The following is a 16,619-nucleotide window of genomic DNA, read 5'->3' on the forward strand; positions in this document are numbered from 1 at the left end:
ATGAGCAAGGCGGGCGCGTTGAAAGTCTATGGGGCGCTGCTGCTGTTGCTGGCCGTGCAAATATTGTGCGTTCGCTATCAGCCCAGGTTCGGCGGCGTGATCATGCTCGCCGCCGCCGGCCAGTTCCTGCTGTTGTTGCTGTTCTATTCAGGGCTTTACCGGCACCGCGGCTGGGTACGCCTGTTTGGATGGGTGTACCTGCTGTGGTTGCTGGTACTGGTGGTGTTCATCCTGGGTGAGTCGGCGACGCGCTGAGCCGCACCGGCACCGATTTGGCGGCCGGCACCTTGCTGCGTTCAGCGTGGTGCCAGAGTGGCACCAGCGGGTTGCATTCGGGGTAATACGCGGCGGCGCAGCCTTCGGGAATGTCGTAGGCGATGATTTCGAATGGCCCGACCTGGCGCTTGACCTCCGGTTCGATGGCAGTGGTCAACATTACCTGCGCGCCGGGCGTGAAGCCCAGGCGCACGATGTCGTTGCAGTGCATGAAAATCACCTCGCGCGTGCCGCTGACCCCGCGAAAGCGATCGTCATAACCGTAAATGGTGGTGTTGAACTGATCGTTGCTGCGCAGCGTCATCAGTTGCAGGACATCCCGTGCCGGTTGTGCAAGGTTCACGTCGTCATCTTCGGCCAGGGTCACGGGCTTGACGAACTGCGCCTTGCCGCTCGGGGTCAGCCACTTGCGCTGCGCGGCGGCAATCGGGCGATGGAAGCCGCCAGGCTCGGTCATACGGCTTTCCATGTCGTGAAATATCTGCGGGTAGATCTGCCCGATGGCCGTGCGGACCTTGGCGTAGTCGGTGCTCCAGGCCTGCCAATCGATGTTGCAGGGGTGGGAGAGGGTGGCCATGGCCAGGCCGGCGACGATGCTGGCTTCGGCGCGCACATGAGGGCCGACCGGCTCGCTGCTGCCACGCCAGCTGTGGATGCAGCCGGTGCTGTCTTCTGTGGTGTAGGTTTGCGCCACGCCATTTTGCCGGTCTATTTCGATGCGACCCAGGCATGGCAGCAGCCACTGGTGACGCGCTGGCAGCAAGTGCGTGCGGTTGAGTTTGGTGGCGACCTGTACGTTCAGGTGCAACCCTTGCCAGGCGGGCTCCATGCGCGAGGTGTCCGGAATTGCCCGTAGAAAGTTGCCCCCCAGGCCGACAAAACCGCGCACCTGGCCGCTGAGAATCCCTTCGCACGCATCCACCGTGCAGACGCCCATTTTCTCTGGCACCTTGAAGCCGAAGTGCTGCTCGATCAACTCCGCCGGTACTTTTTTCGGGTCTTCGGTAATGCCCACCGTGCGCTGCCCTTGCACGTTGGAGTGGCCGCGTACCGGACAGATCCCGGCACCGGCCTTGCCGATATTGCCGCGCAGCAGCATCAGGTTGATCAGCATCTGCACGTTGGCCACGCCGTGTCGATGCTGGGTCAACCCCATGCCGTAGACGAACATCACGCGTTGGCTGTGGGCATACACGGTCGCGGCGGCTTCCAGTGCGCCGCGCGTCAGCCCGCTCTGGTGCTCCAACTGTGGCCAGGCACAGCCACGGACATAGGTGGTGAAGGTTTCGAAGCCGTCGGTGTGGCTGGCGATGAAGTCATGATCGATTACGGCCGGGCTGCCTTGTTCGGTGGCGAGGTCATCCATTTCCAGCAACGCCTTGGCAATACCGGTGATCGCTGCCGTATCACCGCCGATTGCCACCTGATGGTACTGGGTGCTGATCAAGGTCGAGTCGGGCGTAAGCATTTCCGTGGGGGACTGCGGGTTGACGAAACGCTCCAGGCCGCGCTCGCGCAGGGGGTTGAAGGTGATGATGGGCACATCGCGTCGACGCACGTCCTGCAGTTGATGCAGCATGCGCGGGCTATTGCTGCCAACGTTCTGGCCAAAGAAAAACAGGCAATCGGTGTGCTCGAAGTCTGCCAGGGTCACGGTGCCTACCGGCACGCCGATGCTTTCCTGCAACCCTACCGAGGTACTTTCGTGGCACATGTTGGAGCTGTCGGGCAGGTTGTTGGTGCCGTAGGCGCGCGCGAACAACTGGTACATAAACGAGCTTTCCAGCGACGCCCGCCCGGAGGCATAGAACACAACGCTGTCAGGGTCCATGGCCTTGAGTTGGGCGCCGATTTCACGGTAGGCCTCTTCCCAGGAGGTTTCCCGGTAATGATCAGTGTCGGGGTCGTAGCGTAGCGGGTGGGTCAGGCGGCCATGCTGCTCCAGCGCATAGTCGGGCCAGGTACGCAGGTCGCTGAGGCTGTGCTCGGCAAAGAACGCCGGGTCTGTCTTGAGGGACGTCAGTTCCCAGGCGGTGGCCTTGGCGCCGTTCTCACAGAACTCCAGCGCATGGGGATGGCCGGGCTTGGCCCAGGCGCAACTGACGCAGGCAAACCCGTCGGGCTTGTTCTGTTTGAACAGCGCGGCGGGCGCCTTGGCCAGCGCTTGTTCGCGCCACAGGATCTGCATCACCGACTTGGCCGAACCCCAACCGCCGCAGGCATTGGTATAAGGCTGGAAATGGCTTTTGGGGTAGATAAGCATCAGGCACTCCCGGGTCTTGGCTGAATACAGTTGGGACGGGCCGGTAGACGCAAAGGTTCGAGTGGATTCGTGGGTGGAAGCTGCCGTTTGTCAGTGTTGCTCGACATCAAGTGAACCCCTGGACATCGACGGTCCTCCACACCCCTGTGTGCTTTGAACAGACAACGAGGTGCGTAACATGAAAGCAATCAGGATTGAGCAGTTTGGCGGCCCCGAGGTCATGCGGTTTTGTGACGTCGAGGTGCCGGAGCCTCTGGCAGGCGAGGTGCTGGTCAAGAATTTTTTCGTGGGCATCAACCCTGTGGACTACAAGATTCGTGAAGGCCAATACCCGGAGGTCAAGCAGGACAAACTCCCGCTGACCCTCGGCCGTGAAGTCGCCGGCCTGGTAGAAAAAGTCGGGCAGGGCGTCAGCGATTTCAAGAAGGGCGATCGGGTGTTTGCGATGATTGGCGCCGACGGTGGCTATGCCGAGTATTCGCGGGTACCGGCGGTGCATCTGGCGCGTATTCCTCATGCGTTGGATTGGCCGGTCGCGGCTGGCGTACCGTTGGCGGGCCATACCGCTTGGCAGGCCCTGGTGGAGCACGGACAGATCGAGCAGGGGCAGAAGGTCCTGATCCATGGCGGGACCGGCGGAGTGGGCCACTTGGCCGTGCAGTTTGCCAAGGTCAAGGGTGCCGAGGTATACGCCACCGCGTCCACGGACAGCCTGCCGTTCTTGCGCGAGCTGGGGGCAGACCGCGCGATCGACTACAAGACCGAGCGTTTTGAGGACATTTGCAAGGAGTTTGACCTGGTGATTGATTTGATCGGCGGCGACACCCAGGCGCGTTCGTGGCAAGTGCTGGGGGAGGGGGGCCGACTGGTGTCGACCTTGACGATGCCCGACGCCAGCCATCCGCAGGCAGCCGGCAAGACCGGCGCACGGTTTACCGCGGCGCCACGTGGCGAGGAGCTGACAGAGATCGCCGGATTGATCGAGGCCGGTAATGTGCAGGTCTACATCGCCAAGGTTTTCGAGTTGGAGGCCGCGGTGCAGGCGCTGGATTATCTGGCCAATGAGCATGTACATGGCAAGGTCGTGCTGCATATCAGTGATTGAGGAGGCGTCATGAACCAACCATCCAAACCCCACACCTCGGGGCATGCCGGGCAAAAGGTGCGTCCCGATACGGCAAAGCGTAACGACAAGTCGGAGAACCCGACAGTCAACCGCCCCTGGGAGGCGGACGTCGATCAAGGCGGCGTCGCCCCTGGCGGGCCTTCAAAAGACCCTGAGTCAGGGGCGTGATACCTGGCCGGGCGTCAGCCCTGTTTTCGACAGGGCTGTCAGCTACCTTCGCTTGGCGCGGTGAATGCGCATCCACTCTTGGTAAGCGGCGGTGCGGTGCGCATCTGCAGCTTTCTTCGCTTCGATGAAGCGCGCCCATGTCTGCGCGTCGCCGCTGTAGGACTCGATGATTTTGTACGCTTGCGCATCCAGTCGATCGGCTTCGGAAAACATCTCGTTATTTCGCGCGACCTCATCATCGCGTGCTTGTCTCATCGTATAACCAAGCGTCTGGCTGTTCATCATGCGAGACCCTCCGCCCACTGTACCTGCGTCGCGGCGCTCCAGCTTACATGGGTAATGCCGTATTTTTCCGCCATGGGTTTAGAGACGCGCTTGAGGGTGTGTTGGCCAAATTTGGGTATGACGGCGACACCTGCATCGCAGCTGGCCCAATGCCAAGCCTCGGCATTGTTCATTTGCGACGCGCGCACGATGAAGGACTTCGGTTCACCGTGAAGCTGATACTCGATGGTAAATAGATTGTTATCTTTCATGAGACCTCCCTATGCTCATGAATTACAGATATTTGACGTCAAAGAAAATTCAAAAAAATTGTCCGACAATGCTATGGATGAGCCTCGGCGCTTATCACACCTCAATCATCTACTGTAAACGTGACCCAGCCGGGCGCATCCGTGGGCCGATCTATATCGACGATGACGCCACTCACGGTGGAACCATCGGGTAAATGGACTGCGACAAAGTTAGGATTACCCGGCCAATCCAGTGGCTTGTCGAAGTCCAAACGCGCAATCGTTGGTTTTCCACTGCTGCTCAAATGGATCTCTGCTGACTCATTCAAACATTCATCCGAGGGTGTGCCCAAATGACGAGAGGCAGTCATTACGCTCGCGTTACCTTGGAAGTTGTAAGACATGCTGATTTACCTCATTTAAACGGGGCGGCTGCCCCCGATTTCAGTTATGCGGCTTGTTGTTTGTTGAATGCTTGCGCGCAATGACCACACCGCCGAGTAACAACGCTGCGCTTGCTGCAACCAACCAATACGGTGTACGGCGTGTTTGCCGCCACCCGCCTTCAATGCGGCGCTCACCGCTGGCGGGTCCAAACAGGTTGCCCGACGAAGTCGCTGAGTGGGGTGCCCGTTGCAGGGCGGTGCGGGTGAGCCAGCCGGATACCTGGGGAAAGGCGGGCAGCAAAAAATGCGCGACTCGAGCGATGGCTGCGGCGGTACCGACAGTGGTGCTGTTCCTCGGTTGCAGCGCGCAAGCGACCATCGCCCGCGCCACCTGACGCGGATCATAGACCGGTGGCGGCGGCGTCAATGCATGGCCGGTAAAATTTGCGCCATCGCGAAAGCCCGGTGTATCCATCACGGCGGGATAGATGTCGCACACATGAATATTCGGGTAGCCGACCAATTCGCCGCGCAGTGCTTCGGTCAAGCCACGCAGACCGTATTTACTGGCTGAATACGCGGCGGCAAAAGGCTGGGCGACCCAGCTTCCCAGCGAGAGTGTATTGATCAGAATCCCGCTTTTCTGGGCTTTGAAATAGGGCCACGCCACGTGGGCGCCACGCAGGTAACCGAGCAGGTCTGTTTGCAGTACTTGTTCGTGTGCTTCCAAAGGCGTGTTTTCGAAGCTTCCGACGGCCCCTACACCGGCGTTATTGATCCAGATATCGATGCGGCCATTTCCGAAGGCTGCAGCCTTTTCCGCCAGCGCGCGCATTTGGTCGCCATGTGTCACATCGGTCTTAACGGCGATCGCCTGCGCGCCGCGTACAGCACATTCCTCGACCACTTCTGCCAGCGCCTTTTCATCACGAGCCGCCAAGACTAACCGGGTACTTTGTTCTGCAAATGCGTGAGCAGCAGCACGACCTATGCCGCTTGAGGCGCCGGTGATCACCACCGTTTTGCCGTGTAACTGGCCATTGTTTTTTCCCATTACAGGCGCGCGTGCAGGCAAATCCTCGGGCACATGAACAGGTATCGGATGGAGTTTCAAACGGGCACCGTCGGCCAGCACGAGGGTAAGGTTTTCAATCGTGCCAGCGACACGGTCGGGGAATACCGGGTCGCCTAAGGCGTCGAGCTCGTCGTAAATAAATGTCTGGCCCTCAAGCCACCCGACAGCCGTCAAGAGTTCGGGACCCAGGTAATATTTTCCATCCAGGAAAAAACCGCAAAAGCTCCTTGTTCGCTCCAGGCTCTCCACTGCGTATCGTTCGCCAGGATTCATTCCGGTTGCTGAATCAATCATCATGACATCCTCCTATCGCTGGTCTTGCGATAGAGAAGGGCCAGCAAATGATCGTTCAATCCAAATGACTGAGTGGTGCCTTCAGTGCTGATGGGCCGTTACAGTCGGATCGGTGATCTGAATAACGGTGCCCTGTTGCCATGCGTCCGCACCCGGTGCGATGGGTGGCGCAACTATATCGATGCGTGTCTTCTTCTTTTCGGTGCTGTCGATACCCATCCGCTTATCTCGCTCGGCGACCATCCGAGGGTCGGCCTGGCCATCGGTGGTAAACCCCATCATCAGTTGCGGCGCGCCCAGCGGCAGGCGTTTGTTGAGATCGGTATGCCAGGTATGCCAAGTCTTACCGTAGGTATGTACCAGTTTTTCCATCAACGCGTGCTCAGCCCCTTCGGGGATTCCCGGCGCGACCAGTTGTCCTGATTTCACTTCATGCACATGGCTGTGCCAAAGCGCCTTTTCAGGGGTAGGCAGTGTGGTGAATAACTGCTCGCTGATGATGTATTCCACGCCCATCAACTTTGCATCCTTGCGATTGCCGTCGTAGATCACGCATTGAATCACCTCTTCATTGAGAATCGCGCAGTAGTGATGCGCTTCCATCTGCACCTCAGGATGGCCGTTATAAAAGTGAAAACCGTCCAGATAGGCGTTCAATGCATCAACAGGCAGACGAGATTGGAGCAGGGCTGCCCCGGCTTCCAGTGTTCGGGTAGATGGAGCAGTGGGTTTACCGGGTGCCCCCACGTTCGAGGGAGAATCATTGCCAGCGCAGGCGCTTAACAGGGTAAAGGTTGCCGCCAAGGAGCATGACTTGGCCATTCTGGCTGTTTTGGTAATCATTGTCGTAGGTTCCATCCTCTTGCCTTCTCTCAAGCGAAATTTGGGAAAGTCAGGTTCAACTCTGTAGACGTTGGAAAACCTGACGCCGTGCACGTTCAAAACACTTTCGCTTGAACATTGATTGATTTGAAAGGTCGTTTTTTGGAACAGGGTAATAGCGCAATCGCTCGCGCGCAGGAGCACTTATCATGTTTGTCGCCGCTTCTATCGTGGAGTACCTCAAAGGCAATCGACTGGTTATTACGACGGCCGAATCTTGTACCGCGGGAAAAATTATCACTTTGCTTTCGGAGGTCGACGGAGGTGGGTCATGTATTGAGAGTGGTTATGTCGTCTATTCGCCAGAAGCGAAACAGCGGCTATTAAAAGTACGCGCATACACCATAAATACCTTTAATCTCACGAGTTGTGAGGTTGCTCGGGAGATGGTTCTCGGGGCACTGGACGACAGTCCGGCAAATGTAGCCATCGCGACCACGGGCATACTGGGTCCGGATGTGATCGATGGGATACCTCCTGGAACTGTTTGTTTTGCCTGGGCCTATCGAATAGGGCGGAGTCTGAGCGTGTTCAGTCGAAAGGAACGGTTCATGGGCTCGCGCCAAGAGGTCCAATTGGCGGCATCCCTCCATGCCCTGAAATCATTGCCGCATTTTCACCAGCTAGCGATGGCGGGTGAGGGCGCTTAGCGATCTCTGACCCACAGCCTGCGAAAGGCACCTTGATCGCCCGTTACTGGCCCCTCATCAGGAAATGGTAGCTGTTCGATATTCCTCAACTGTGCCGGGGTGGGCGCCTCGCGGCAAATATCCCCATGCTGGCCTGGCGGATAGGCGCCTACTACGAGAAAGTCTTTACTGGCGCTCAGGCTGCAATGCCCGGTGCCTGCCGGCAACAGCAACACATCGCCTGTACTCACGTTCAGAACCTGACCGTGCTCGCCACCCAGCATCAGCTGAGCATCGCCGCTTGCGACACCCAGCACTTCGTGCCCTTGTGTATGGTAATGATGATAGCTGTAGATCCCATCACGCCACTGAGGGGGCCAACCTTGGCTGGCGAACATTGCTTCAAAGAGTGCCGCAGGGTCGTCGAAGGGCTTGGGCAGTGCCTCTGAATAAAAAAGTACGGGCAGGTCCGGGTTATTGGGCACCGTATCACCGCGCTTAAACATAAGCGGTATTGGCGCAGCTGTACCATTCTCAAAGCCGTTCATATGGGATGCGCCATTTGAAATCTGGTTATTGAGCTGATTGCCACGTCCACTGCCCGCCGTCTTTCTCACAATCGATTTTGGCTTGCTTAAGGTCCTGTGCGGCATAGTGATAAGTCACCACCCCAGCGTTGCTGGGAAGCATCGCGCCTGCGTGGCCAGGAACTTTGGCGGTTGCATGAGGATTCGCAAGTGCCTCCTGTGTGAGTGTTGCCTTGCAACTGGCCGCATAGTCGCCGGCGCATTGAGCGATCTTGGTTTTTTTTGTGTTCATCATGTCCTTGTTTTCGTTGCTGCACGACCAATCGATAGCGTCGGAAGGCACGCCTTCGTACGTGTAGCAGGTGTGCTGTTCAACCACGGGTACCTGATCGCTCTGAGGGTGCGTGTAGACATCACACGCCGCAGCCAAGGCGTTTGAAAAGGTAAAGCACAACATCAAAAACATGGGTAGACGCAGGTTCATGATTGTCATCTCCACGCAGCGTTCACACTGTCGGATTCAATTGAATCGATTCATCCAGGAGCAAATACTTTTCTCCACAAAGAGTGGGAGAGGGCAACAGGAAATAAAGTTTAAACGCTGTGCATATCCCTCGACGAGTGGCGTGCAGCGCTATCCCTCGGCGTAACAACAACTGGCGCAATTTCCAACTTCTTCGCCATCACCACTAAGGTTGAGGGGCAACGTCCAGCAGCAGCTCTCCACTGGGCAGTTTTTCAGTGTGGTGCACCAGCCCACGGTAGGAGCCGCCCTCCCATTCGAAGGTAAGTGTGTGGGCATGTTGTAGCTGGCTAGGCCACGGCCGTGCGAGTTGCAGCTGAAATCCAGACGCTTTGCGCATTATGCGCGCCCTGCATTCGCTCGCGAGTGGATTCACTCCGAACAGCGTGTCCACTAGGTATTCAATTTTGATTGAATGCATCGTCGCTTCAGTAGAGTCCGGCATATGAATTCCTGTTTATTACCCTACAGATGAACGCCTGGAAGATTGTCTCGATATGACCATTTCTTCCAGTATTTCCCGTATGAGCCTATTGATTCCTGATTCCCCGTGATAGTGGGCGCGATTGATATTGGCGATGGTGAACTGATCAGCATCGTGCGCCGTCACGGTCACCGCAAGGCTGCCGTCGGGATTGAATGCACAGTTAACTGCGCAGTTAGGAAGTCGAGCGGAAAGGGCTGCTTCGACCTCCACTTTGGTTAGCGTGTCCATCAGTTCTCCGGATTAAAAATCCTAAACACGACAAGGCTAGTTCAGAATGCCGCGGCGTAAATACTGGCAGGATAATGGCGCTCCGAAACGTTCCTTTAGATGGAGCTGCTCTCGCTACGATAGATTCTTTAAACCTTCCTTATCAGGGCGGTGTCGATTGCTGGGCACACTTCGCGAGGTAAGGGAGAGAAGATGATAGGGATCGTGATACCTGCTCATAACGACGAACGCTATATCAGCCAATGCCTTGAGTCCGTACTCCTCGCGGTTGAACACCCGTCGCTAAAAGATCAGTTGGTCGAGATACTTGTCGTCGTGGATGACTGCTCAGATCGCACGGAGGCAATGGTCGCGGCGATGGGCGTACAGTCGATTGGTGTCTCCTTTCAAAACGTGGGTAAGACGAGAGCTGTAGGTGCTGAGCAGTTACTGAAAGCTGGTGCACGGTGGCTTGCTTTCACGGATGCCGATACCGTTGTACCGCCCGATTGGCTAGCGCGTCAGATTGAGTTTGACGCTGACGCGGTGTGTGGAACAGTTGAGGTCGACAGCTGGAGAGAATACGGCGAGGCGGTTCGCACTCAATACCTGGCGTTGTACCCGTTCATCGAGAACCATCGCCATATCCATGGGGCCAATCTCGGCTTGAGTGCCGAGGCTTATCAGAACGCTGGTGGGTTCAAGCATTTGATGGCGCACGAGGATGTTCAACTGGTTGCAGACCTTGAGAGGATTGGAGCACGTATTGTCTGGACAGCCACCAGCCTCCCAATACCGACATGGGTGTCGAGCCGTCCATGAGTTCACACGCTGGCCTCGGGTGGGGCGTGACCTTGTGGATCTGATTGATTGGGTGCAATGGCCCGCCATGATAGTGACTGTCATTTCAGCTTGGTATATCGGTTCTCAACAACCGCGCCGGCGCATGATTGCCTTTTGGGGGTTTATCCTCGGCAACGCGCTATGGGTTATCTGGGGATGGCACACAAATGCTTTCGGATTGATTGTGCTCGAGTGCATTTTGCTTGGCATGAATGTTCGTGGGTTCAGGAAAAATCAGCGCGGTCGCCAGGCCTCCGAATGAATCGCGCCTACTGATTCTGAAAGTTCTTTTTAAACCCACGTAGGTTCATCGAGCAAAGACAGATCTGCAGCACGATCAGTGCGTAGGCCTCCGCATAAGCCCCCCAAATGACCCATAGGACATTACTCAAAATAAAACAGAAGAACCCGGCCATTCTTCTCGCGGGGCGTTGAGACCCGATAAGCCACGCGGCGATCACTGTCACTGCCATGGCGGGCCACTGAACCCAATCCAGATAACTCAAGCCAACCTCTCAATCTCTATCGATAAAAAAGAGAGGGATACGAGGGCGAATAATTCAGATTTTTTGAGCGATTTTGAGAATGTACCGCTCGTCAGACATGCCTCGAATTTCTTGAACATACGATTTGCTCTCTCGGACAGATTAAACATGTGCTGACGAAAAATCCCTTTCGTCTTGCCTCTGGGAGAACGCAATGAAAGCCATCGTTTACAACGGCCCCCGTGACGTCAGTGTGCAAAATGTGCCGGATGCCAAAATAGAAAAACCTACGGACGTTCTGGTGCGGGTGACGGCCACCAATATCTGCGGATCTGATCTGCATATGTATGAAGGCCGAACCTCTTTCGAAACCGGCAGAGTCTTTGGCCATGAGAATCTGGGCGAGGTCGTTGAAGTAGGCGCCGGCGTAGATCGAGTCAAGGTAGGAGACCGCGTATGTCTGCCATTTAACATCGGCTGCGGTTTTTGCGAAAACTGTGAAAAAGGCCTGACCGGATTCTGCCTGACCGCTAACCCAGGTAGTGCGGGCGCGGCCTACGGATTTGCTGATATGGGGCCATATCAGGGCGGGCAGGCAGAGCTGCTACGGGTGCCGTATGCCGACTTCAATTGCCTGGTGCTGCCCGACGACGCGCAAGAGCGTGAAGAAGATTACGTCATGCTGTCGGATATCTTCCCAACGGGCTGGCATGCAACCGAGCTGGCGGGCCTCCTTCCTGGGGAGAGCATTGCCATCTATGGCGCCGGCCCGGTGGGTTTAATGGCCGCCCACTCAGCAATGATCAAGGGCGCCTCTCAGGTGTTCGTGGTCGACAATCATCCCGACCGTTTAAAGCTCGCCGCTCAGATGGGTGCTACGCCCATCAACTCGCTTGAGAAAGAGGCAGTGGCCCAAATCTTAAATCTGACTCACGGCAAAGGCACCGATCGAGGATGTGAGTGTGTTGGTTATCAATGCTGCGACCGCCACGGTCATGAAGCCAATCACCTCACTATGAATAACCTTGTTGCCTCGACAAAAGCGACGGGGGGTATCGGAGTCGTTGGTGTGTTCGTACCTCAGGATCCCGGCGCTAAAAATGAACTCGCCAAAGAAGGCAAGATGGCCTTCGATTTCGGCGCTTTCTGGTTCAAGGGGCAGCAGATTCGAACTGGGCAGGCTAACGTCAAAGTCTACAACCGTCGCTTGGCCGAGCTCATCCATCATGGTCGCGCAAAACCTTCTCAGATTATTTCTCATCGCCTCAAGCTCGCCGAGGGCCCAAATGCCTATAAGCACTTCGACGCACGTGACGATGGCTGGACGAAGGTCGTACTCAAGCCAGCAGCATAAAATGAACAGCCAAATTCGCTAGTAGGTAAACGATCATGAAAAAGTTGAGTATGTGCTTGGGCTTTTGCAGCGTATTCATGCTTCATGGATGCTTTGACAGCGCCGATAATGCAACCAAAGACAACTCCAGCGGTACCAAGTCCTCTGTACAGATGCAGGAAGGAAAGTCGGACGACAGTAAGCGATAATTGATGGCCCAGGCCGTTATGAACCGCTGGGCCAAAACCCTTTGACGACAATAAAATGTTGGGTTGGATGCTCCACAAATGTAGGCAATGTGCTCAGCCACTAAGAGGATGCGATCATGCCGCGCGGGGATAAAGACAAGTACACCGATAACCAAAAACGCAAAGCGAAACATATCGAAGATAGCTACGAGGCTAAAGGGGTTCCCGAAGATGAAGCAGCACGTCGTGCTTGGGGAACAGTTAATAAACAGTCAGGTGGCGGCGAACTGAAGGGTGGGTCTGGGCAGAAAACCACCGAAGCAAAAAAGGCTAAAGCCCGAGAATCATCAGCCCGGCGAGCTGCAGCAACACGACAGGGTGCCCCGCGAACTGATCAGCGATTAGAGGATATGAGCAAAAATGAGCTTATGGAGCGAGCTCGTAAACACCGAATAGCCGGGCGTTCGACTATGCGTAAGATAGAACTGATCAAGGCGCTGAATGAGGTGAGTTAAGGACTCAACCGAAGTGACCACGTGGCATGAGCGGTGCGACCAATGAATTCACGCTGGCCGCTTCGGTGTAACGGCGCTGGCTGGCCAAGTTTACCCCTCAGGGGCCACCGGTCGTAGGATAGGTGCGCCTGCAATAAACAAAAAACCTCACGCTAAGCCCCTAACTGAGTAATAAAGGTCAATGAAGGTCCGAAAAAAACCTGGATAGGTTGAGTGAGTTCAGGAGGGCGGAAAATCCGACTGTTTTCAACAGAATCGTCCGAAAGCTGCAGCTCGCCACGTCACCTGTTTTCAGAGCTTCCGAAGAACATTTTGACTAGGCTCTAGGGCGGTATTTTTGCGCCGTTAGAGTTTTAGTTTGCCCCCACTTTTGCCCCCATTCGCAGGTGATGTGCTGATAATCGAGATGGGAGCCTCTGACTGCGCTCCAGTATGGCCATCGATGCATTTCAGTGAAGTGAGCGGTATCCGGCTGATTGCCCCGCACTAAGGCGAGCCCCTGAGTAAATTGCAGCAGGGCGTTACCGGGTTGCTTGGTTACCCTGTCGGACAGCAGTGCCGGAGCTGTCCTGCCGCCAGCGGCTATGCACGCCGTGGCAAAGATGACAGCCAAAACACGCATTCAGAACAAAGATCGCCCAGTATTCGTCCGACCCTAACGCAGAACTCTGGAGATAATAAAATCAGTTCCAAGAGTACGGAATTCACGTGCATAAGGTGCCAAGTTCATTTCAATGCCGGATCTGCGGGGTTAAGTTTCTTCCAGGCCTGCATCACCACCTGCGCCTTGGGCTCTTTGCCGTTCTCCAGGTAATACTGAATCAACGACAGCCGCGCATTGCGGTTATACGGTTGCAGCGTGAGCAGCTTTTCCAGTTGCTCACAGGCCTGATCCACCCGCCCACTGTCATGCAGCGCGACTGCCAGCACATAGCTGTACTGAGGATTCGCCGGCTCCAGGCGTACCGCTTCACGCAGATGCGGCATGGCTTTGGCCGTGTCCCCGGCCCGAATCAGCATCAGCCCTTGAGTGTGCTGCAACAGTGCCGCTTCTGGGTGCTGCTTGAGGTTGTCCGATATCAGCGTGCGCGCCTCCTGGGCACGTCCATTGGCCTCCAGCCATTGCGCCAGGGTCACCAGCGCCGGGAAGAAATCCGGGTCGCGCAGCAACGCCGCACGCAACTGTGCTTCAACCTTGTCGCCCCGATCACTGGCCTGATACAGCATTGCCAGATTGAGATTGGCTTCGGCCCGCTCAAGCAAACTCAACTGCACATTTTCGTATTCCACGATCGCCTTGTCCCAGGCCGGCCCCAGGCCTTGTGCAGAGACACTCAACAGGTCTCGCGCGGCGATGATTCGAACCGCCAGCACCGGGTCCTGGAGCAGCGGCCCATACAGCGCAACCCGTTCAGCCGGGGGCAGGAACGCACTGATCGCCCGTACCGCGCTCTCACGCACTTGCGACGCCGGGTTGGCGAGGTCCCTGGTGGCCAGTTTCAGGGCTTGCTCACTTGGGTAGTTGGACAGTTCAGCCAGCAATGTCGCGCGCTGGATCGCCGGCAGGTTGTTGCGTGCCAACTGGTCATACAGCGCCTGCGCCGCGCCAGGCTGGCCACCGCGGATCAAGGCCATGCTCTCTTCGTAACGCGGTGCATGCTCGGCTACAGTGCTGTTCCAAAGCTTGAACTGTTCACTGACCTTATCGCCGGGCCGGGGGATGCTGAAGCTGTGGTCATGGCGAAAGTCGTTGCCCATGTAGAACTTGCCGGGCATATGGCAATCGACGCAGAACGAACCCGGCTCACCGACAGCGTGGCGAGTGTGTTCGGGGGAGTCGTAATTCTTGGCCTGCAGCCCGCGACCGTCCACTGTGGCCACAGCAGTTTTGCCCGCGGTGTTGTGGCATTGCAGGCACACGCCATTGCCCGGTGCCTTGAGTTCGGCGCTGTGGGGGTTGTGGCAGTCGCTGCAGCGCACGCCCTTGTCGGCCATTTTGCTTTGCGCGAACGAACCGTGTTCGAACACTTCATCCTTGATCTTGCCATCCAGTGCATACAGCTCGCGGGTCAGCACGCTGGGCAGGTAGTCGTCCATCAGGCGTTTGCCGACGGTATAGCCGTCACCCAACGGCGCACGGCGGGCGTGGCAGCGGGCGCAGGTTTCGATCTCGGCCGTGGCGTCCTTGTCTTTCAGGTCCACGGCGAAACCTGCGTGCAGCAGGTCACCTTTTTTCGCCGCCCACGCCACATGGTTCGACGCCGGGCCATGGCACGCCTGGCAGCCGACGCCCAGGCTGTTCCATTGGCTGTTGAAGCTGTTCTTGGCCGCATCGAAATTGCGCTTGTAACCGGTGGTATGGCACTCCACGCACATGAAGTTGGCGTTTTGGCTGGGTTTGCTCCAGTGCAGCGGGTTCTTGAAGTTCACGCCCTGGCCGGGGTAGAGGTGAAACCAGCGGTTTTTTTGCGTGTCCCAGGCCACGCCCAGGGCCTGCAAGCGCCCGTCACCGACCTCAATCAGGTACTGCTGCAATGGTGCGATGCCGAAGGTATAGGCGACCTTGAAGTCTCCGGCCTTGCCATCGGCGCCAGGTGTGTTGACCCAGAACTCGTCGCCCCGGCGCGAGAATCGGGTGGTCTCGCCTTCGCTGCTGAAGGACACATCGTTGAAGTCAGCCGGTACAGTCTCCGGTGCGGCAGCCTGCATTGCCAGTTGGTGGTGCGAGCCTTGCCAGTCCTTGACCTGGGCCTGGTGGCAGCCTTGGCACTGCTGCTCATCGACCATTTTTGCAGGCGGCACCACCGCCACCGGCTTGACCACGGGCGCAGGCGCCGAGACCGGCAGCCTGGGCGTACTGGCCTGCAGGAAAAACCAGATCCCGGCCATAGCCAACAGCAAAAGAGCGATCACGACGGGGTACAGGTAACGGCTGGATGAATCACGGCGAGGTACGGCTTTATTTTCAGGCTTGGGCATTACGACTTCCGATGTCCGATGCATTGACGCTCTGATGGCGCGCTTAAGCTCCTTGCAGCTTTGACGGTGGGCGCTTGCCTGTCAAATCCATGCTGTGAAATTCCCAATAACTTGCAACGCCCAGCGGGTTATTTTTCCAGAGTTGGCTATACCTACAGCTCAGCGTTCCTTCGATGACAGCTAGGGAGTTCCACGATGAAGCTAGGACTAATGATCGGCACGGCGTGCATCGCCTCAATCGGGGTTGTGGGTTGTTCCAGCAAGGTTACGCAGCCGGACGAATACTCCGGGTTTCTCTCCGACTACAGCCACCTGAAGGAAGCCCAGTCTCCATCGGGTGCGGAAGTGATGCGTTGGGTGGACCCTAAACTGAACCTGAGCCGCTATACCTCGGTGTATATAGAACCCACCCAGTTCTACCCCAAGCCGCAAGCCACCACCAAAATTCCTGAAAGCACCTTGCATGGCATTAACACCTACTACAACCAGGCGCTCAAGCGCGAGCTGGAAAAATCACTGCCTCTGGCCAGCGGGCCTGGCCCGGGCGTGATCGTGGTGCGGGCGGCTATCACGGCGGTCAGCAGCAAGACCGAGAGCCTCAAGCCGTATGAGTACATTCCTGTCGCGCTGGTGGCCGCTGCGGTGAGCACCGGTACCGGGATTCGTGACCAGGAAACCACCCTGGGCACCGAAGCCCAATTCCTAGATGGCGACAGTGGCAAGGTGATCGCCCAGGTCGTGCGTAAAGGCACCGGCAAGCCGTTGGCAAATGACTCCCAGGTAATGAAAGCGGACGACGTGAAAAGCGTCATCGACGGCTGGGCATCGGACCTGCATCAGTCATATCTGAAGCTTAAAAAGCGCTAAGCCTCAAACACGTCGTAGCGGTGGGTGGCAGGGAGTCGTCGTCACCCAGTT

The 16,619-nt window shown here is 56.9% G+C and carries 20 protein-coding genes; 9 read left to right on the forward strand and 11 right to left on the reverse strand.

What is annotated here, in order from left to right; translation table 11 throughout:
- Positions 1-255: a hypothetical protein gene (locus tag BLW22_RS13175; protein WP_074846707.1), complete on the forward strand. Its 255-nt coding sequence runs from the start codon at positions 1-3 to the stop codon at positions 253-255.
- On the opposite strand, the gene BLW22_RS13180 is transcribed toward BLW22_RS13175, so the two are convergent.
- Positions 227-2,539 carry an FdhF/YdeP family oxidoreductase gene (locus BLW22_RS13180; protein ID WP_074846709.1) on the reverse strand — a complete coding sequence of 771 codons (2,313 nt, stop codon included), beginning with the start codon at positions 2,537-2,539 and terminating at the stop codon, positions 227-229. The genes BLW22_RS13175 and BLW22_RS13180 overlap by 29 nt on opposite strands.
- A 178-nt stretch (positions 2,540-2,717) precedes the next feature.
- On the opposite strand from BLW22_RS13180, the gene BLW22_RS13185 reads away from it, so the two are divergent.
- Together BLW22_RS13185 and BLW22_RS34445 are read left to right on the forward strand one after the other, a co-directional pair.
- Positions 2,718-3,644, forward strand: a complete 927-nt coding sequence (locus BLW22_RS13185; protein WP_065946785.1) for an NADP-dependent oxidoreductase — start codon at positions 2,718-2,720, stop codon at positions 3,642-3,644.
- 9 nt (positions 3,645-3,653) lie between these two features.
- Positions 3,654-3,833 carry a hypothetical protein gene (locus BLW22_RS34445; protein WP_141690753.1) on the forward strand — a complete coding sequence of 60 codons (180 nt, stop codon included), beginning with the start codon at positions 3,654-3,656 and terminating at the stop codon, positions 3,831-3,833.
- 42 nt (positions 3,834-3,875) lie between these two features.
- On the opposite strand, the gene BLW22_RS13190 is transcribed toward BLW22_RS34445, so the two are convergent.
- From BLW22_RS13190 to BLW22_RS13210, 5 genes are all read right to left on the reverse strand, one after another.
- Positions 3,876-4,115 (reverse strand): hypothetical protein, encoded by a 240-nt coding sequence (locus BLW22_RS13190; protein WP_074848150.1) that lies wholly within the window; start codon positions 4,113-4,115, stop codon positions 3,876-3,878.
- The gene (locus BLW22_RS13195) at positions 4,115-4,369 is read right to left on the reverse strand and encodes a DUF6555 family protein (RefSeq protein ID WP_065946784.1); all 255 of its coding nucleotides are present in this window, start codon (positions 4,367-4,369) and stop codon (positions 4,115-4,117) included. Before BLW22_RS13195 ends, BLW22_RS13190 begins: the two co-directional genes overlap by 1 nt.
- Before the next feature lie 101 nt (positions 4,370-4,470).
- The gene (locus BLW22_RS13200; protein ID WP_074846711.1) at positions 4,471-4,752 is read right to left on the reverse strand and encodes a hypothetical protein; all 282 of its coding nucleotides are present in this window, start codon (positions 4,750-4,752) and stop codon (positions 4,471-4,473) included.
- A 40-nt stretch (positions 4,753-4,792) separates the two neighbouring features.
- Entirely contained in the window at positions 4,793-6,103 is a 1,311-nt protein-coding gene (locus tag BLW22_RS13205; RefSeq protein ID WP_074848152.1) for an SDR family oxidoreductase, read from the reverse strand.
- Positions 6,104-6,184: 81 nt separating this feature from the next.
- Positions 6,185-6,946: an OBAP family protein gene (locus tag BLW22_RS13210; protein WP_074846713.1), complete on the reverse strand. Its 762-nt coding sequence runs from the start codon at positions 6,944-6,946 to the stop codon at positions 6,185-6,187.
- Between the two features lie 188 nt (positions 6,947-7,134).
- On the opposite strand from BLW22_RS13210, the gene BLW22_RS13215 reads away from it, so the two are divergent.
- Complete coding sequence (locus BLW22_RS13215; RefSeq protein WP_074846715.1) at positions 7,135-7,635, forward strand: CinA family protein; 501 nt, start codon at positions 7,135-7,137, stop codon at positions 7,633-7,635.
- Here BLW22_RS13215 and BLW22_RS13220 read toward each other — a convergent pair.
- The 3 genes from BLW22_RS13220 to BLW22_RS13235 all read right to left on the reverse strand — a co-directional run bounded on the left by BLW22_RS13220 (position 7,632) and on the right by BLW22_RS13235 (position 9,379).
- Positions 7,632-8,162, reverse strand: coding sequence for a cupin (locus BLW22_RS13220; protein WP_065946781.1), 531 nt, complete (start codon positions 8,160-8,162; stop codon positions 7,632-7,634). The genes BLW22_RS13215 and BLW22_RS13220 overlap by 4 nt on opposite strands.
- A gap of 25 nt (positions 8,163-8,187) precedes the next feature.
- A complete protein-coding gene (locus BLW22_RS13225) occupies positions 8,188-8,625 on the reverse strand; it encodes a hypothetical protein (protein ID WP_065946820.1) in 438 nt (145 codons plus the stop codon).
- A gap of 499 nt (positions 8,626-9,124) precedes the next feature.
- On the reverse strand, positions 9,125-9,379 hold the full coding sequence (locus BLW22_RS13235) for a hypothetical protein (RefSeq protein ID WP_074846717.1): 255 nt from the start codon (positions 9,377-9,379) through the stop codon (positions 9,125-9,127).
- Between the two features lie 192 nt (positions 9,380-9,571).
- Between BLW22_RS13235 and BLW22_RS13240 the strand changes: the two genes are divergently transcribed.
- Both BLW22_RS13240 and BLW22_RS13245 read left to right on the forward strand, forming a co-directional pair.
- Positions 9,572-10,180 carry a glycosyltransferase family 2 protein gene (locus tag BLW22_RS13240; protein ID WP_074846719.1) on the forward strand — a complete coding sequence of 203 codons (609 nt, stop codon included), beginning with the start codon at positions 9,572-9,574 and terminating at the stop codon, positions 10,178-10,180.
- 34 nt (positions 10,181-10,214) lie between these two features.
- Positions 10,215-10,463, forward strand: a complete 249-nt coding sequence (locus BLW22_RS13245; protein ID WP_074848154.1) for a hypothetical protein — start codon at positions 10,215-10,217, stop codon at positions 10,461-10,463.
- 7 nt (positions 10,464-10,470) lie between these two features.
- On the opposite strand, the gene BLW22_RS35345 is transcribed toward BLW22_RS13245, so the two are convergent.
- A complete protein-coding gene (locus BLW22_RS35345; RefSeq protein WP_045792439.1) occupies positions 10,471-10,674 on the reverse strand; it encodes a hypothetical protein in 204 nt (67 codons plus the stop codon).
- Between the two features lie 226 nt (positions 10,675-10,900).
- Between BLW22_RS35345 and BLW22_RS13255 the strand changes: the two genes are divergently transcribed.
- Positions 10,901-12,040 (forward strand): glutathione-independent formaldehyde dehydrogenase, encoded by a 1,140-nt coding sequence (locus BLW22_RS13255; RefSeq protein WP_065946778.1) that lies wholly within the window; start codon positions 10,901-10,903, stop codon positions 12,038-12,040.
- Between the two features lie 304 nt (positions 12,041-12,344).
- The gene (locus BLW22_RS13260; protein WP_074846721.1) at positions 12,345-12,722 is read left to right on the forward strand and encodes a termination factor Rho; all 378 of its coding nucleotides are present in this window, start codon (positions 12,345-12,347) and stop codon (positions 12,720-12,722) included.
- Positions 12,723-13,448: 726 nt separating this feature from the next.
- On the opposite strand, the gene BLW22_RS13265 is transcribed toward BLW22_RS13260, so the two are convergent.
- Positions 13,449-15,701, reverse strand: coding sequence for a tetratricopeptide repeat protein (locus BLW22_RS13265; RefSeq protein ID WP_074846723.1), 2,253 nt, complete (start codon positions 15,699-15,701; stop codon positions 13,449-13,451).
- Positions 15,702-15,896: 195 nt separating this feature from the next.
- On the opposite strand from BLW22_RS13265, the gene BLW22_RS13270 reads away from it, so the two are divergent.
- Positions 15,897-16,568 carry a DUF3313 domain-containing protein gene (locus BLW22_RS13270; RefSeq protein ID WP_074846725.1) on the forward strand — a complete coding sequence of 224 codons (672 nt, stop codon included), beginning with the start codon at positions 15,897-15,899 and terminating at the stop codon, positions 16,566-16,568.
- The last annotated feature ends 51 nt before the right edge of the window (positions 16,569-16,619 follow it).

Source organism: Pseudomonas marginalis, assembly GCF_900105325.1.
GTDB lineage: Bacteria > Pseudomonadota > Gammaproteobacteria > Pseudomonadales > Pseudomonadaceae > Aquipseudomonas > Aquipseudomonas marginalis.

Bases quoted from the DNA above. Each gene is read 5' to 3' on its own strand.
- BLW22_RS13175 (WP_074846707.1), top strand. From the start codon at position 1: ATGAGCAAGGCGGGCGCGTTGAAAGTCTATGGGGCGCTGCTGCTGTTG.
- BLW22_RS13180 (WP_074846709.1), bottom strand. From the start codon at position 2,539: ATGCTTATCTACCCCAAAAGCCATTTCCAGCCTTATACCAATGCCTGC.
- BLW22_RS13185 (WP_065946785.1), top strand. From the start codon at position 2,718: ATGAAAGCAATCAGGATTGAGCAGTTTGGCGGCCCCGAGGTCATGCGG.
- BLW22_RS34445 (WP_141690753.1), top strand. From the start codon at position 3,654: ATGAACCAACCATCCAAACCCCACACCTCGGGGCATGCCGGGCAAAAG.
- BLW22_RS13190 (WP_074848150.1), bottom strand. From the start codon at position 4,115: ATGAACAGCCAGACGCTTGGTTATACGATGAGACAAGCACGCGATGAT.
- BLW22_RS13195 (WP_065946784.1), bottom strand. From the start codon at position 4,369: ATGAAAGATAACAATCTATTTACCATCGAGTATCAGCTTCACGGTGAA.
- BLW22_RS13200 (WP_074846711.1), bottom strand. From the start codon at position 4,752: ATGTCTTACAACTTCCAAGGTAACGCGAGCGTAATGACTGCCTCTCGT.
- BLW22_RS13205 (WP_074848152.1), bottom strand. From the start codon at position 6,103: ATGATTGATTCAGCAACCGGAATGAATCCTGGCGAACGATACGCAGTG.
- BLW22_RS13210 (WP_074846713.1), bottom strand. From the start codon at position 6,946: ATGATTACCAAAACAGCCAGAATGGCCAAGTCATGCTCCTTGGCGGCA.
- BLW22_RS13215 (WP_074846715.1), top strand. From the start codon at position 7,135: ATGTTTGTCGCCGCTTCTATCGTGGAGTACCTCAAAGGCAATCGACTG.
- BLW22_RS13220 (WP_065946781.1), bottom strand. From the start codon at position 8,162: ATGAACGGCTTTGAGAATGGTACAGCTGCGCCAATACCGCTTATGTTT.
- BLW22_RS13225 (WP_065946820.1), bottom strand. From the start codon at position 8,625: ATGAACCTGCGTCTACCCATGTTTTTGATGTTGTGCTTTACCTTTTCA.
- BLW22_RS13235 (WP_074846717.1), bottom strand. From the start codon at position 9,379: ATGGACACGCTAACCAAAGTGGAGGTCGAAGCAGCCCTTTCCGCTCGA.
- BLW22_RS13240 (WP_074846719.1), top strand. From the start codon at position 9,572: ATGATAGGGATCGTGATACCTGCTCATAACGACGAACGCTATATCAGC.
- BLW22_RS35345 (WP_045792439.1), bottom strand. From the start codon at position 10,674: ATGGCAGTGACAGTGATCGCCGCGTGGCTTATCGGGTCTCAACGCCCC.
- BLW22_RS13255 (WP_065946778.1), top strand. From the start codon at position 10,901: ATGAAAGCCATCGTTTACAACGGCCCCCGTGACGTCAGTGTGCAAAAT.
- BLW22_RS13260 (WP_074846721.1), top strand. From the start codon at position 12,345: ATGCCGCGCGGGGATAAAGACAAGTACACCGATAACCAAAAACGCAAA.
- BLW22_RS13265 (WP_074846723.1), bottom strand. From the start codon at position 15,701: ATGCCCAAGCCTGAAAATAAAGCCGTACCTCGCCGTGATTCATCCAGC.
- BLW22_RS13270 (WP_074846725.1), top strand. From the start codon at position 15,897: ATGAAGCTAGGACTAATGATCGGCACGGCGTGCATCGCCTCAATCGGG.